The organism is Arthrobacter sp. Sr33, assembly GCF_054511195.1.
The window spans coordinates 205,284-219,209 of the sequence record NZ_JBTNDD010000007.1 but is presented as its reverse complement, the minus strand read 5'-3'; the positions used below and the strand labels follow the sequence as shown (position 1 = coordinate 219,209).

Here is a 13,926-nt window from a genome sequence, read left to right as displayed (position 1 = left end):
TCGAACAAATAGGGGGGGGGTTTGATCTGGATCATGTTGAGGGGGGCGGACTTTGGTCTGGGGGTTGACCCCGGGGGGCTAGGGGGGGCCGCACCTACGTCGGGCGTGGGCTGGGACGGCTCGACGCCGCTCATGCTGACCAGCATGGTCCGGTTGCGGGCTCCGGTCTTGCGGAGCAGGGATCCAACGTGTTTTTCAACGGTCTTTGCGGAGATCTGCAGCTGGCGCGCGATCTGTTTGTCCGCCATGCCCTGTAGCACCATGTCGCGCACCTGCCGCTCGCGCACCGTGAAACTGTCCAGCGTGGTGTCCTCCGGGGCGGCAGCCATGAGGGAATCGAAAAGCTCGCCCTCCACCAGCGCCTGCCCCTGACCAGCCGCGACGATCACCCGCGCAATCGCCTCTCCTCCCGCTTTGCGGTTGATGAATCCTCGCACGCCAGCTTGTTTGGCTGACCGCACCTGGTCCACCGTGGGATTATCCGTGAGGACCACGATGGCGGCCTGTGGATCGAGTTTCCTGACCTCCGTGAGTAGTCCCGTATCGGTTTCCTGGACCATGTCCAGATCAACCACCAGGACGTCGGGGCGGAGTAGTTCGTATGCGTCCAGCAGTTGCCCTGAAGAGCTGACTTCGGCCGCTACCTGAACTGCTGGCTCGCTGATCTGTAGTAGCCTGACCAAGCCAGCGCTGATGAGGGGTTTGTCGTTGGCGATCAGCACCTTCCACCGCGGCTGGGGGCGCTCGCCCCGCTCCGGCACCTTGTCGGGCAGGGTGGCCCTCACCTTGGTACCCCACCCGGGCATCGTGTCGATGTGCAGGTCACCTCCCAGATGGACCGCACGCGAGGTCATCCCATGCAGGCCAAGGCATCCCGTGGGCAGGGCTGAGTGGTCCCCGTGGGTGGTAGCCAGATCAAATCCCCGCCCGTTGTCTTCCACCAGGACAGCTAGCGAATCACTCTCATAGACCAATCCCACCCGAACGCTCGTCGCCCTCGAGTGTGTGACCACATTGCCCAGCGCCTCCTGGATGATCTTGAACGCCTGGTGAGCGATCTCCGGGGCAAGCGCGCGGGGAGACCCGATGACGGTGAGTTGCGTCTCCGCAGCGCTCATCGATTCGGCCCAGGTCAGTTCGGCCGCGACTGCCACGTCGAGGTCCCGGCCCGCGAGGGACGCCGGGCCCATCCCCAGGATTGTGCGGCGCGTTTCGGCCAGGGCATCATGGGCGATATTACGGGCGGTTCCGATGTGCCGGGTTGCGGCGGCTTCCAGGCCGTCCCGCCGGACCGCTTTGTCCGCATCATCAAGACTGAGAAGCAGGGTGGCCAGGGACCGGCCGATGGTCTCGTGAACGTCCCGCACCGCCCGCTCCCGTTCCACTCCGATGGCGGCCTCCTGCTCGCGTTCAGAAGCGATGGCGTGCAATTCTGAATTTTTCAACGCGATCGCTGCGTGGCTGGCGAAGAGCTCAGCCAACGCGGCGTCATCGGGAGTAAACACGCGCTGCGGATCGGCGCCGAAGATGATGCAGGTCCCGATGACGCGTGCATCCCACTGGATGGGTACCCCAATGACCGCGCAGTTCCACCGGGGATCTTCTGGGGAGATATGGCCCTTCGACACTTGACTGTAGGTCCGGAGGATCACCGTGGAGCGATCCCGCACCACCAGGCCGGTGATTCCTTCCTCTAGCGAGAAGGTTTGCCCTTCCTGGCAGCCCACGCCGAAATCGACTTTTTTGGCGTAGGTCCCGCTCGCTTCGTTGACTAGGGAGAGGGAACCCGATTCGCAGCCAAGCAGCAGTGCGGCATGCCCCAAAATCCGTTCCAGGAGCGGTTGAAGCTCAAATCGTCCGGCGAGGTCACGTGCCAGTTCCGCGACAGTGTCCAACCGCTTTTGCGCGCTATCCACCTGCAGCGTGCCATGCATTAGTGGGTCAGGCCCCAGCCAGGAATCAGTCATTTCCGTCCTCTCTGACGAAATGCGCGTTGAATCTCCGTGGGACCGGACACCTGTGCAGCACACCATCGGTTTATGCATTAAATCACTATGCGTGCTGGTTATCCCCCATGGGGACGGCGGGTAAGCCCTCATGGCAGGTCCAGTGGATTGATGGTTGCGTTGAGGTAGGCAAAACAAGGGTCCCGGACAGGGCGAAACGATGGCTGGAGAAGAGTAATGGCTCGGATTGGAATTCTGACCAGCGGCGGAGATTGCCCGGGGTTGAACGCTGTGATCCGGTCCTGCGTGCTCCGGGGGATCCGGAACCATGGCGACGAATTCGTCGGCTACATCGACGGCTGGCGGGGGTTGGTTGAAAACAATTCGATCATCCTGGATTGGATGAGCGTTCGCGGTATTGCCAAACAGGGCGGAACAATTCTTGGCACTTCCCGCACCAGCCCGTTCGGCGATGGCAGCGGCGTGCAGCACATCGAAGCGAACCTTCGTTCCCTCGGGGTGGATGCGCTGATTGTAATTGGCGGTGAGGGAACCCTCGCCGCCGCTAAAATCCTCAGTGATGATGGTGTGCGGATCATCGGTGTCCCCAAAACGGTGGATAACGACCTGTCCGCGACCGACTATTCGTTTGGCTTCGACACTGCGGTGCAGATCGCGACCGAGGCGATCGACAGGCTGAGTACCACCGGCGAATCGCATCATCGGTGCATGATTGCGGAGGTGATGGGACGCCATGTTGGCTGGATCGCGCTACACGCGGGCATGGCCACGAGTGCCCACGCGATTCTCATCCCGGAACAGCAGCCCAGCATGGAGGAGATTTGCGAGTGGGTGGCGAAGCCGTTTCACCGGGGAAGAACCCCGCTGGTGGTTGTGGCCGAGGGATTTGTCTCGGCGGAGATGAACCACCCCCACTCGGAACGCGGACTTGATGCCTTCAATCGACCCAGGCTGGGTGGTATTGGTGAAAGGCTCGCACCCATCATCGAGCAACGAACCGGGATTGAAACGCGGTCCACAACTCTCGGGCACATCCAGCGGGGTGGTGCGCCGAGTGCGTCAGATCGGGTGCTCGCCACCCGGCTGGGCATGGCAGCAGTAGACGCCGTTCACGACGGCGCGTGGGGCACCATGGTTGCCCTCCGCGGCACTGACATCGTGCGGGTAGACCTAGGAGAGTCGGTGGCGCAACTCAAGACTGTCCCGCAGTCACGCTATGACGAAGCAACAACGTTTTTCGGCTGATCGGTTGGTCTGAACGGCGCGATTGCGGGAACGGTTCGCCTCTGGCACCTAATGTTCCTGCCAGATCAGATCAGGTCATAGGGCTCAAGGGGACGGTTCTCGCGGTAGCGGTCACGCCAGCGGTGGTGTGGTTCGGCTTTTCCGTCGTCGTGCACCACGACTACCGGGCAGACGGCACGCGCGACACACGCGTTGCTCACGGATCCCAGGTGCAGGCCGCGGAGGCCGCCGTGACCCCGCCTGCCGACCACCAGCATCTGTGCCCTCGCGGCCGCCTCGACCAGCACGGTCGACGGATGACCGCGGATGATGGTGCTGGTGAATCCAGGCGGCGTCTCGTCTCCAAACGCCTCGTGAATAGCCTCATCGAGGCGTTTCTGGGCACCCTTTCCGAAGATGGTCATGTCGGGGAGGAGGTACTCCTCGTACATCCTTGGATAGTCCCAACAGGCAACGGCGTGGACTTCAGCGCCAAGGGCCGGGGCGAGTTTCGCGGCCAGCCTCAGGGCGAGGATCGAAGGCTCCGAGCCGTCGACGCCCACCACTACATGAGGATCCTCTGGGGTTCGTTCCATCACAGCTCTCCTTGGCTCGCAGGACCACTTCCGGGTACCCCAATTTTACGCCGCGTAAGCCCCTATGCGCAGGGAAACAGCCGCCAATATTCAAGGCTTATACGGAGTGGTCGGGGGCGGCGACCATACGCTGAACCAGCTCGCCGAGGCCTTCGATGCGATCGTGACGACGTCGCCAGCGGTCAGGTAGGGAACTCGGCCGGAGAGCGCGACGCCCTCGGGGTGCCGGTGTTCACTGGGTCTGCCGGGTACAGGGCCATGTACGGGGACGGCTCCAACGCCGGTCAGAGGTGCACCCACTCTGAGGGAGCCAGTGTGTTCGAGCTGAGGCGAATCCTCCGCGGCCAGCGCATCAGTTTCTTTTGGCTGATCCTATTTGTGCGCTGCTTCATCCCAGAGCGTGCTCATTTCGGTCATGGCACGTTCCATGATGGCGAGCATTGAGTGGTGGGCATCGACCGGGTTGCCGCGCTGGATGGCGCTGGCGACGTCGACGTGCAGTTGCAGTGCTTCGTCGTGCGGGTGCTCGGGCATGAGGCCATAGTGGGTTCGCCCGGTCAGAACCTCGGCGACGAGGGAGTTGAGCTTCCCGAACATCTCGTTCCCGGAGCTGGATAGCACCAGGCGGTGGAACTGGATGTCGAGGGTCAGGAACAGTTCAGTGTCGCCGTCCTGCCCGGCGGCCCACAGCTTTCCGGCCAGTCCCATGAGCTCGCTGGCGTCGGCCAGCGGCGCCCGCAGTGCTGCCAGCCGGGCGGCCTGCGGCTCCACTGCCGTGCGCAACTCGGTCAATGAGCGGAGCTGGGCGACCCGCCCCGGGGAGGCAAGGCGCCACCTGATGACCTGGCGGTCGTAGAGGTTCCATTCGGTGGGGGGCAGCACCTGGACGCCCACCCGCCGTCGTGATTCGACCATTCCCATGGAGGCTAGGACACGCAGCACCTCGCGGATGACCGAGCGGGAGACGCCGTAGCGCTCCTCGAGCTCTTCGATCCGCATCACCGATCCGGCGGCCCATTCGCCGGCCCCGATCGCCAGTCCCATCTGGTCAACCACTGACGCATGCAGGCCAGAGGGCATGACATCGGTGGAATGGGGTTCAGTTGGCTGCATGAAGTGAAGCGTATCAAGAGCATCCCATTTGAGTAACGGGGTTGCATAAGTATGATCTTTGTCACTACTATCGTGGCTATTAGCAGATGTAAACCGATCATCTACTCCTGGCCCCGACTATTGCGGGTGTCCTCAACGAAGAGAACTGGAGCAACAGTGCAACGCAAAACTATGCGGGTAGCCGGACTGGCATTGACGGCATTGCTGGGCGGAACCCTTGCAGCATGCGGCGGAGGCGGCGGCGACGAAGCCTCCGACACTCTGCGGGTTACCCTCGCCAACCATGTGTGGACCGATACCATCATTGAAGCAATTCCCGAATTCGAAGAAGAAACGGGCCTGACCGTCGAACTCACGCAGCTCGGCGAAGATCAGCTCTCAGCCCAGTACAACGTGCAGCTCAATGCTGGCACTGACGAAATTGACGTCATGATGTACCGGCCACTGCAGGAGGGCAAGCTGTTTGCTCAGAACGGCTACTTGGCCGATCTGACGGAACGCGTCGAATCTAACCCCGAGTGGGAATGGTCAGACTTCCAGAGCGGCCCCGTCGACTCCACCACGTTTGAGGACAAGGTGGTTGGCGTCCCAACCATCACCGAGCGCGAGGTGCTGTACTACCGCACCGACCTCCTCGAGGCTGCAGGCCTCGAGGTCCCGGAGACTCTCGAAGAGCTGGAAGCCGCCGCGAAGCAGATCAGCGAAGAGAACCCCGACGTCGCAGGCTTCGTCGCCCGCACCGGCAAGTCACCGGCCGTCACCCAGTTCTCCAGCTTCCTCTACAGCTTCGGCGGCGACTTCATCGATGAGGAAGGCAACTCAGCCATCGCCTCACCGGAAGCCAAGGAAGCCTACGATTACTACGGCCGCATGATCAACGAATATGGTCCAGAGAATGTCAGCACCGACATGAGCTGGCCCGAAGCCATGGCCATCTTCACCCAGGGCGGTGCAGCCTTCTACACCGAGGCAGACAGCCTCTATCAGAACGCCACCGACCCCGCGAACTCGCAGGTTGCCGAGAATGTCGGCTTCGCCCCACTGCCTGCAGGTCCTGCCGGATCCAAGCCCTACAACGTACCATCGTGGGGCCTCGGCATTAACGAGGCATCGAAGAACCAGGACAACGCCTGGAAGTTCCTCGAATGGGCCACCAGCAAGGAAATGGTTCTCGAAATCCAGCAGGCAGGCGTCCCCGGTCCCCGCACATCGGTCTGGGCCGACCCTGAAGGCACTGCGACCTATCCCGAGGACCTCGTTGCGGCCATCGAGGCCAGCGCCGAAAACGGCGTCGGCTACGATCGCCCGCTCGTGATCAACGTGGCTGAAGCCCGTGAAGTGGTGGGCGATCCGATCGTCATCGGCATCACCGGCGGCGACGTCGACGCGGCAGCTGATGCAGCGAGCGAATCCTTCCAGGCCTTCCTGGACGACGAACGCGAATAGCGTTCGACGGCGGCTCCCGCAGCCGCCCTGCGATGCGGCGCCGCCCGGCGGAGACAACCTCCGCTGGGCGGCGCAACCACCGGGCCCGCTGACCGGCCGCCGCACCCTGACGCGCTCCACCCATCACCTTTGCAACCATTGCCATTAGCGCACCAAGGACGTTGACCATGACTGTCGCCTCCCCACCGAGGATCAACCCGCCGAAGGACCGCAGGCCGGGGAACACCCACTACAAGGCCTACTCCGACTGGGCGAACAACCACCGGAAGTGGCTGTTCGCGGCGCCGGCCATGATCTTCGTCGGCATCCTCATCATCTTCCCGCTCGGCTGGACCATGTACTTGAGCCTGACCGACTCCTCAGGGTCGGTCCGCGCCGAATCCGAGTTCATCGGTTTCGCCAACTACGCCGAAGTGCTCACCGACACTGAACGCTTCTGGCCCGCCGTCGGGCGCACCTTCGCCTTCACCTCTGTGGCGCTCGCCGTCCAGATGATCCTGGGCATGTGCATCGCACTCCTGCTGTGGCGCCCGTTCAAGGGCGAAAAATGGGTCCGGGTGGCAATCCTCCTGCCCCTGGTCGCCACCCCGGTCGCCGTCGGCATGATGTGGCGGCTGATCTTCGACCCCAACATCGGGTTCGCCAACCAGGTGCTCGGCTTTGTGGGCATTCCGCCCCAGCCCTGGCTCTCCGGTCAGGCGACCGCGCTACCCACAGTGATTTTCATCGACATCTGGCAGTGGACCCCGATGGTGGTCATCATCCTGCTCGCCGGCCTCACCTCCCTCTCCGAGGAGCCGGACGAAGCGGCCCGGATCGACGGCGCCAACGCGTGGCAGCGGTTCCGCTACGTCACCGTCCCCCTGCTGATGCCGACCATCATTGTGGCGGTCCTCCTGCGCAGCATCGACGCGCTCAAAACCTTCGACCTGCTGTACGCCACCAAGGGGCGCGGCGGTGGATCCTTCAACGAAGTGGAGACGCTGAATATCTACGCCTACGGGCTTAGCTTCGACTACAACGACTACGGGTTGTCCTCAACCGTCCTGATCCTTTTCTTCCTCATCATCATCGCGGCCATGTGGGTTCTGACCCGGCGCCGGAAGGACGTGTAGCTCATGAGCACGATCGCCCCCAACCTCAGCCAGGGCAGCACCAAGCCCACCGGCATTCCCGCGCGCCGGAAGAAACCACTTCGCCGGCAGGGCTACAAGATCTTCCGCGTTGTCGCCCTGACCCTCGTGGTCCTCGCGTTCATCGCCCCGCTGGTCTGGATGTTCCTGGCCTCGCTGAAGACCAACGTCGACATCTACGACGCCAGCAAAACCCTGATCTTCACCCCCACCACCGCCAACTACGAAACGGTGTTGGGTCGCAACAACTACTTCTCGTTCGTGTTCAACAGCTTCTGGGTGGCGTTCGCGTCGACGGCGCTATCCCTGATTATCGGCGTCCCGGCGGCCTACTCCATGAGCCGGTTCGCGATGCGCCGTTCAGCGCTGGTGGTGCTGATGGCCCGCATCATCCCGGGCGTGAGCCTGCTGGTGCCCTGGTACTACGTATTCTCCAACCTGTCCCTGGTGGGCGGGTACGGGGTGCTGATCCTCTCGCACATGTTCGTGGCCCTGCCACTGATCGTGTACATCATGATGTCCTACTACGATTCGATGCCCCTTGAGCTCGAGGAAGCGGCCCGGGTGGATGGACTCACCCACATCGGCGCCTTCCTGCGGATCACCCTGCCCCTGTCCATCGGCGGCGTGGCAACGGCCGGAATCCTGTCCTTCATCTTCTCGTGGAACAACTTCATGTTCGCCCTGGTGCTCTCCGGCGCCGAGACGAAGACGCTGCCCGTGGCCATCTTCAACTTCGTGGCCTACGCCAGCATCGACTGGGGAGGCCTGATGGCCGCTTCCGTGGTGGTCACTATCCCGATCATGGTGATCGCGCTGTTCACCCAGAAGTACATCGTTTCCGGCCTGACCGCCGGCGCGACCAAAGGCTAGGTCATGGCAGACTCAAAAACCCCCCCAATCGTGGTCATGGGGGTGCAGGGTTCTGGCAAAAGCACCATCGGGTCGCTGCTCGCTGAACGCCTCAGCGTCGCTTTCGTTGACGGTGATGACCTGCACCCGGTGGACAACAAAACCCTGATGGCCGCAGGGACGCCCCTCACCGACGACAACCGGCTTCCCTGGCTACACACCGTCGGTGCGGTGCTCGCCGAAGGCCGGAAAGCCGGCGTCGTCGTCGCCTGTTCGGCTCTCAAACTTGCGTACCGGGACCTGCTCCGCGGCCACGTCCCAGAACTGGTGGTGGTGCACCCGCACGGCACCATGGAACTGGTGGCCGCACGGATCTCCGAGCGGGAACACGAGTACATGCCGCCGTCGCTGCTTGCCTCCCAGTACGAGAGCCTGCAGACCCTGGGCGACGACGAACGCGGCCTGACCGTTGACCTGTCCCTCCCACCACAGGCAATGGTTGACCACATTGTCGCGTACCTCTCCGAAAGCAACATTCATGCGCATTAGCAGGATCGAAACCTTCCTCGTCCCACCACGGTGGCTGTTCGTCAGGGTGGAAACTGACAGCGGCATTGTCGGCTGGGGCGAGCCGGTGGTGGAGGGTCGCTCCGAGACGGTGCGGACCGCCGTCGAGCAGCTCTCCGAGTTGCTGATCGGCGCCGACCCGCTCCGGATCGAGGACCACTGGCAGGTCATGACGAAGGGCTCCTTCTATCGTGGCGGTGCCATCCTGGCCAGCGCCGTCGCCGGGTTGGACCAGGCACTGTGGGACATTGCCGGGAAATCGCTCGGCGTGCCAGTGCACCAGTTGCTCGGCGGGCATGTCCGCGACCGGATCAGGATGTACGGCTGGGTGGGCGGCGACGAACCCGCCGAGGTGGCTGACTCCATCTCCGCCCAGCTTGAGGTGGGACTGACCGCAGTGAAGATGAATGCCAGCGGTCGGATGAGCCCGCTTGGCAGCGTCGCGGAGATCGACGCCGTGGTGGAGCGCGTCGCCGCTGCCCGCGAGGTGCTCGGCCCGCACCGGGACGTGGCAGTCGACTTCCATGGGCGGTTCACCCTTGCCAACACGCGGCGGGTTGCACCGCTGCTGGAACCGTTGCACCCCTTCTTCCTGGAGGAGCCGACGGTGCCGGAGAATTCGCACCTGATCGGTGGGCTGACCAGTTCCACGAGCATCCCCATCGCCACCGGGGAGCGGCTCTACAACCGGCAGGAATTCCTCCCGGTGTTGCAGGCGGGCATCGCCGTCGCGCAACCGGATCTCTCGCATGCCGGTGGCATCACCGAGGTCCGCAAGATCGCCTCCCTTGCCGAGGTCTACGACGTCCAGCTCGCGCCGCACTGCCCGCTGGGTCCGCTGGCGCTCGCCGCCTGTCTGCAGGTGGGCTTCGCGACCACCAACTTCCTGATCCAGGAACAGAGCATCGGCATCCACTACAACCAGGGCGCCGAAGTGCTCGACTATGTCCTCGACAAGACCCCGCTGAAGTTCGTGGACGGCCACGTGGAGCGCCTCACCGGTCCGGGTCTGGGCATCGAAATCGATGAAGCAGCCGTCCGGCGGGCAGACAAGAGCGGCCACGCCTGGCGTTCACCCGTGTGGCGGCACGACGACGGCTCCTACGCCGAGTGGTAAACCGGCCTTCCAGCCCTACGAAAGGACCACCCATGTCTGACTTTCTTGACGGACTCAGCAGCTCCCGCTTGCTGGCCATCATCCGCGGTACCGACCAGGATGCCTCAATCCGTGCCGCCGTAGCCCTGGTCGACGAGGGGGTCCGCTACCTCGAGGTGTCGCTGAACACCCCCGACGCCGTCGACGTCATTGCCGCGGTGCGTCAGGAGGTGGGAGACCGGGCGACCGTCGGGGCCGGTACGGTCCTGACCGCCGACGACGCCGAGCAGGTCGCCGCTGCCGGTGGACAGTTCCTCGTGACTCCGGCGGTCTCCGCATCAGTCGCCGCAGGCGTCAGGCTCCAGCTGCCGGTCATTGCCGGCGCACTGACCCCCACCGAGGTGTACTCGGCAATGGACCAGGGCGCCACTGCGATCAAACTCTTCCCCGCCTCACTTGGCGGGCCCCGCTTCCTCTCGGCCCTGCGCGACCCGTTCCCGGCCATCCCGTTTGTGCCGGTCGGCGGAGTGGACGAGGCAGCAGCCGCCGATTACCTCGCCCGCGGCGCCGTTGCCGTCGGCGTCGGTTCACCGCTGGTGGGGGACTCGGCGTCGGGCGGGGACCTGACCGAACTGCGGCAGCGTGCCCGGCGGTACCTGGAGCTCGCGGCGGCGGTCGCCGGATGAGTGCGGATGCTGACAGGGGGCCAGCGGGGAGTAGCCCGGTTCCTAATGAAGGAGCGGTGGGAGGTAGTCCTTCGGGAAACGTGCATGCATTGCAGGCATTGCAGGCACAATCCGAATGTGAAAGTGCATGCACTGCATGCAATGCATGCACCTTAAAAATTGAGGTAGTCACCTTCGGCGAAACCATGGCGTCGATCCGGGCTGCGGGCTTGCTGCGTGCCGGGGGCGCGATGACCATGTCGCTCGGCGGCGCTGAAACCAACGTCGCGATCGGGCTCGCCCGGCTCGGCCACCGGGTGAGCTGGGTGGGCAGGCTCGGAGCCGACGAAGTGGGGACCTTCGCATTGCGGACCCTGCGCGCCGAGGCCGTGGTGACCGACGGCGTCGTCGTCGACCCCAGGCGCCCCACCGGCCTGATGCTGCTGGAACGGCGGATCGCTGAGGTGTCGCGGGCCGCCTACTACCGGGCGAATTCGGCCGGCTCGGCGCTCTGCAGCGATGACTTGCGGGCGGCGCTGGAAGGCAACCCGCGGGTCCTACACCTCACCGGGATTACCCCCGCACTCTCCGTGTCCGCGGCTGAAGCCACCCTGTGGGCGGCGGGTGAAGCGAAACGTCGGGGCATCCTGGTGAGCTTCGACGTCAACTATCGGGCGAAACTGTGGGCCGTCTCCGAGGCTTCGGCGGTGCTTGGCCCGCTGGTTGACCTGGCCGACATCGTCATCGCTTCCGACGACGAACTGGCCCTCGTGGCCCCCAGCGTTTCGGAAGCCGAAGCCGTGGCGGGCCTGCACGTGCGCGGGGTGCGAGACGTCGTCGTTAAGCGCGGTGCGGCTGGTGCCTCGACCTTCACCGCGGGGGAGCGGCCGGTGCACCAGAGCGCGATCCCGGTACCGGTGGTGGACACGGTGGGGGCCGGTGACGCGTTCACGGCAGGGTATCTCTCAGCGTTGCTCGATGGGGAGCCAACCGCCGGGCGACTGCTGCGCGGGGCGACGCTCGGCGCGTTTGCTGTTTCCGGGTCGGGCGACTGGGAGAACCTGCCGTATCGCAGCGAACTTGCCCTGGCCGACCAATCGGCAGGCAGCACCATCCGCTAGTCAGTCTGGTTCATTTATCTGAAGTTCGTAGCAAGGAGACGTAAGTGAAAATCAAGAGCGCAGAAGTGATCGTGTCGAGTCCGGATCGGAACTTCGTCACTCTCCAGATCACCACCGAGGACGGCCTGACCGGGCTTGGCGACGCCACGCTGAATGGGCGCGAGCTGGCCGCCGCTGCGTATCTGGAACACCACGTGGTGCCGCTGCTGATTGGACGGGACGCGCACCGGATTGAGGACACCTGGCAGTTCCTCTACCGCGGAGCGTACTGGCGCCGGGGGCCGGTGACCATGGCGGCGATCGCGGCCGTCGACGTCGCGCTCTGGGATATCAAAGCCAAAGCCGCTGGCATGCCGCTGTACCAACTGCTCGGCGGCGCGTCACGGGACGGCATCCGTGCCTACGGCCACGCCAGCGGGCGGGACATCCCCGAGATCCTCGACTCCGTCCGGGAACACCTTGAGCTGGGATACAAGGCGATCCGGATCCAGACCGCCGTGCCGGGCATCGATGCCGTGTACGGGGTGGCAGCCCAGCCGAGTGCCGGTGGAACCCGCTACGACTACGAGCCGGCGCAGCGCGCGGCCCTTCCCGCCGAGGAGGACTGGGACACCCGCGCCTACCTGAGGCACATCCCCACCGTGTTCGAGGCGGTGCGCAACGAGTTCGGACCAGAACTGCCGCTACTGCACGACGGCCACCACCGGATGACGCCGATCGAGGCGGCCCGCCTGGGCAAGTCGCTGGAACCGTACGACCTGTTCTGGCTGGAGGACTGCACCCCGGCGGAGAACCAGGATGCGCTGCGGCTGGTCCGGCAGCACACCACCACGCCGCTGGCCATCGGGGAGGTGTTCAACACCGTGTTCGATTACCAGACCCTGATCCGCGAGCAGCTGATTGACTACGTTCGCTCGGCAGTCACCCACACCGGGGGAATCAGCGCGATGAAGAAAATCCTCGACTATGCGGCCCAATACCAGATCAAGTCAGGCATCCACGGGCCCACCGACATTTCGCCGGTGGGGATGGCCGCGGCCCTGCACTTGGACCTGGCAATCCACAACTTCGGCATCCAGGAGTACATGCGGCACGGCGATCTCACCAACGAGGTGTTCCAGCAGTCCTTCTCCTTCAAGGACGGCTACCTACACCCGGGCGAGCAGCCCGGACTCGGCGTCGAACTCGATCTGGACGCTGCAGCGGCCCATCCATACACCCCCGCCTACCTGCCGTTCAACCGGCTCAAGGACGGGACCATTCACGACTGGTAAATCCCCGATCGTGCGGGGGCAGCGACCCGGGCGGTGGTTCCTCGACAGGCCTTCGCGCCATCGAGGTTCCGTCCCGGATCGCCGCCGGTCTAGGCGGGGTACGCCGCTTGCAGCTCGCGCATGCTCCGCGTCCCGCACTGTTCGAGGGATGGTAGGAGACCGACTACGCCATCCAGGTCCTGATGCTTCAGTCTGGTTTTCAGCACGCCCGCCAAGGCGGCGAGCTGGAGAAGTCCCAGCATTCTGCTGGAGCTTTCGATACTGAGGATGACATCCATCAGGAGACGCTCATCCCGATCTTCGGCGGCCCGACTGAGTCGGTAGAACCGTTGATCCCACATGCCGATCGAAATCTGGACGAAGGCGTTGCAGGCTTCAGGGTTCTCGAGCTCACGCTCCAGGTCCTTGAGTGTCCCCGGGGAATAGAGAGGCAGAGATTCGATGGCGTAGTCGATCATAGTGTCCTGTCTTCCCGTGGGATTTCAGGCTAGGAGGACACGGCGGTGATGTAACGCGTGCCGACTACTCGATTATGGGCTGGCGATACGCGAACGGTCCTTCATTCCTACCCGCCCTTTATGCAGGCAGGGCCGTCAGGTGTTTACCAGGCCACCGTTGGCCCCTATGATCAGATCAGAGGTCTAACTGGGGGTCAAAAGGGATGATGAAGAAAAATCGGAAAGTCGACGGGCCGGCAGCGGACCAGCCCGATTCAGCGGCGTCTTCCCCCAGCGCACCCAAAGGAAAATCGGTGAGCTGGCCCAGCCGCCGCCGATCGAGCACTCAGAATCGGGCAACGGATGCGAACGGTGAGTTACGCCGTCTCGCGGCCCGGCGGTGGGACTCGCTCACCAAGCTAGGGCGCCGCCAGC

14 protein-coding genes are annotated in these 13,926 nt (G+C 64.0%); 10 read left to right on the top strand and 4 right to left on the bottom strand.

Annotated features, from left to right (window positions below; translation table 11 throughout):
* On the bottom strand, positions 1–1,967 hold a 1,967-nt coding region (locus ACX80T_RS11425), incomplete at its 3' end, for a LuxR C-terminal-related transcriptional regulator (protein ID WP_459304463.1).
* 216 nt (positions 1,968–2,183) lie between these two features.
* Between ACX80T_RS11425 and ACX80T_RS11420 the strand changes: the two genes are divergently transcribed.
* Positions 2,184–3,212, top strand: coding sequence for a 6-phosphofructokinase (locus tag ACX80T_RS11420; protein WP_024475438.1), 1,029 nt, complete (start codon positions 2,184–2,186; stop codon positions 3,210–3,212).
* Between the two features lie 65 nt (positions 3,213–3,277).
* Here ACX80T_RS11420 and ACX80T_RS11415 read toward each other — a convergent pair whose 3' ends face one another.
* Positions 3,278–3,787 carry a universal stress protein gene (locus tag ACX80T_RS11415; RefSeq protein WP_024475439.1) on the bottom strand — a complete coding sequence of 170 codons (510 nt, stop codon included), beginning with the start codon at positions 3,785–3,787 and terminating at the stop codon, positions 3,278–3,280.
* 64 nt (positions 3,788–3,851) lie between these two features.
* On the opposite strand from ACX80T_RS11415, the gene ACX80T_RS11410 reads away from it, so the two are divergent.
* Positions 3,852–3,977 carry a hypothetical protein gene (locus ACX80T_RS11410; RefSeq protein ID WP_272944171.1) on the top strand — a complete coding sequence of 42 codons (126 nt, stop codon included), beginning with the start codon at positions 3,852–3,854 and terminating at the stop codon, positions 3,975–3,977.
* A 182-nt stretch (positions 3,978–4,159) separates the two neighbouring features.
* On the opposite strand, the gene ACX80T_RS11405 is transcribed toward ACX80T_RS11410, so the two are convergent.
* Complete coding sequence (locus ACX80T_RS11405) at positions 4,160–4,900, bottom strand: FadR/GntR family transcriptional regulator (RefSeq protein ID WP_459304462.1); 741 nt, start codon at positions 4,898–4,900, stop codon at positions 4,160–4,162.
* Positions 4,901–5,056: 156 nt separating this feature from the next.
* On the opposite strand from ACX80T_RS11405, the gene ACX80T_RS11400 reads away from it, so the two are divergent.
* The 8 genes from ACX80T_RS11400 (at position 5,057) to manD (ending at position 13,054) form a co-directional block, all read left to right on the top strand.
* Complete coding sequence (locus ACX80T_RS11400) at positions 5,057–6,346, top strand: ABC transporter substrate-binding protein (protein ID WP_459304461.1); 1,290 nt, start codon at positions 5,057–5,059, stop codon at positions 6,344–6,346.
* Positions 6,347–6,513: 167 nt separating this feature from the next.
* Positions 6,514–7,461, top strand: a complete 948-nt coding sequence (locus tag ACX80T_RS11395; RefSeq protein ID WP_459304460.1) for a carbohydrate ABC transporter permease — start codon at positions 6,514–6,516, stop codon at positions 7,459–7,461.
* Positions 7,462–7,464: 3 nt separating this feature from the next.
* The gene (locus tag ACX80T_RS11390) at positions 7,465–8,352 is read left to right on the top strand and encodes a carbohydrate ABC transporter permease (protein WP_116778220.1); all 888 of its coding nucleotides are present in this window, start codon (positions 7,465–7,467) and stop codon (positions 8,350–8,352) included.
* A 3-nt stretch (positions 8,353–8,355) separates the two neighbouring features.
* Positions 8,356–8,880 (top strand): gluconokinase, encoded by a 525-nt coding sequence (locus tag ACX80T_RS11385; RefSeq protein ID WP_459304458.1) that lies wholly within the window; start codon positions 8,356–8,358, stop codon positions 8,878–8,880.
* Positions 8,870–10,015 carry a galactonate dehydratase gene (gene dgoD, locus ACX80T_RS11380; RefSeq protein ID WP_019481918.1) on the top strand — a complete coding sequence of 382 codons (1,146 nt, stop codon included), beginning with the start codon at positions 8,870–8,872 and terminating at the stop codon, positions 10,013–10,015. The genes ACX80T_RS11385 and dgoD overlap by 11 nt, the downstream gene beginning before the upstream one ends.
* A gap of 32 nt (positions 10,016–10,047) precedes the next feature.
* Positions 10,048–10,680, top strand: a complete 633-nt coding sequence (locus tag ACX80T_RS11375; RefSeq protein WP_024475762.1) for a bifunctional 4-hydroxy-2-oxoglutarate aldolase/2-dehydro-3-deoxy-phosphogluconate aldolase — start codon at positions 10,048–10,050, stop codon at positions 10,678–10,680.
* 98 nt (positions 10,681–10,778) lie between these two features.
* Positions 10,779–11,780: a sugar kinase gene (locus ACX80T_RS11370; RefSeq protein WP_272944175.1), complete on the top strand. Its 1,002-nt coding sequence runs from the start codon at positions 10,779–10,781 to the stop codon at positions 11,778–11,780.
* Between the two features lie 44 nt (positions 11,781–11,824).
* Positions 11,825–13,054, top strand: a complete 1,230-nt coding sequence (gene manD, locus ACX80T_RS11365) for a D-mannonate dehydratase ManD (RefSeq protein ID WP_024475764.1) — start codon at positions 11,825–11,827, stop codon at positions 13,052–13,054.
* A gap of 89 nt (positions 13,055–13,143) precedes the next feature.
* Here the strand turns inward: manD and ACX80T_RS11360 are convergent, their stop codons facing one another.
* Positions 13,144–13,512 carry a hypothetical protein gene (locus ACX80T_RS11360; protein ID WP_019481922.1) on the bottom strand — a complete coding sequence of 123 codons (369 nt, stop codon included), beginning with the start codon at positions 13,510–13,512 and terminating at the stop codon, positions 13,144–13,146.
* Positions 13,513–13,926 lie beyond the last annotated feature (414 nt).

What these genes read in the sequence shown, in the direction of transcription:
- ACX80T_RS11395 (WP_459304460.1), top strand. Translation starts at nt 6,514, where the DNA reads ATGACTGTCGCCTCCCCACCGAGGATCAACCCGCCGAAGGACCGCAGG.
- ACX80T_RS11360 (WP_019481922.1), bottom strand. Translation starts at nt 13,512, where the DNA reads ATGATCGACTACGCCATCGAATCTCTGCCTCTCTATTCCCCGGGGACA.
- ACX80T_RS11390 (WP_116778220.1), top strand. Translation starts at nt 7,465, where the DNA reads ATGAGCACGATCGCCCCCAACCTCAGCCAGGGCAGCACCAAGCCCACC.
- dgoD (WP_019481918.1), top strand. Translation starts at nt 8,870, where the DNA reads ATGCGCATTAGCAGGATCGAAACCTTCCTCGTCCCACCACGGTGGCTG.
- ACX80T_RS11415 (WP_024475439.1), bottom strand. Translation starts at nt 3,787, where the DNA reads ATGGAACGAACCCCAGAGGATCCTCATGTAGTGGTGGGCGTCGACGGC.
- ACX80T_RS11420 (WP_024475438.1), top strand. Translation starts at nt 2,184, where the DNA reads ATGGCTCGGATTGGAATTCTGACCAGCGGCGGAGATTGCCCGGGGTTG.
- ACX80T_RS11410 (WP_272944171.1), top strand. Translation starts at nt 3,852, where the DNA reads ATGCGCAGGGAAACAGCCGCCAATATTCAAGGCTTATACGGAGTGGTC.
- ACX80T_RS11375 (WP_024475762.1), top strand. Translation starts at nt 10,048, where the DNA reads ATGTCTGACTTTCTTGACGGACTCAGCAGCTCCCGCTTGCTGGCCATC.
- ACX80T_RS11385 (WP_459304458.1), top strand. Translation starts at nt 8,356, where the DNA reads ATGGCAGACTCAAAAACCCCCCCAATCGTGGTCATGGGGGTGCAGGGT.
- ACX80T_RS11405 (WP_459304462.1), bottom strand. Translation starts at nt 4,900, where the DNA reads ATGCAGCCAACTGAACCCCATTCCACCGATGTCATGCCCTCTGGCCTG.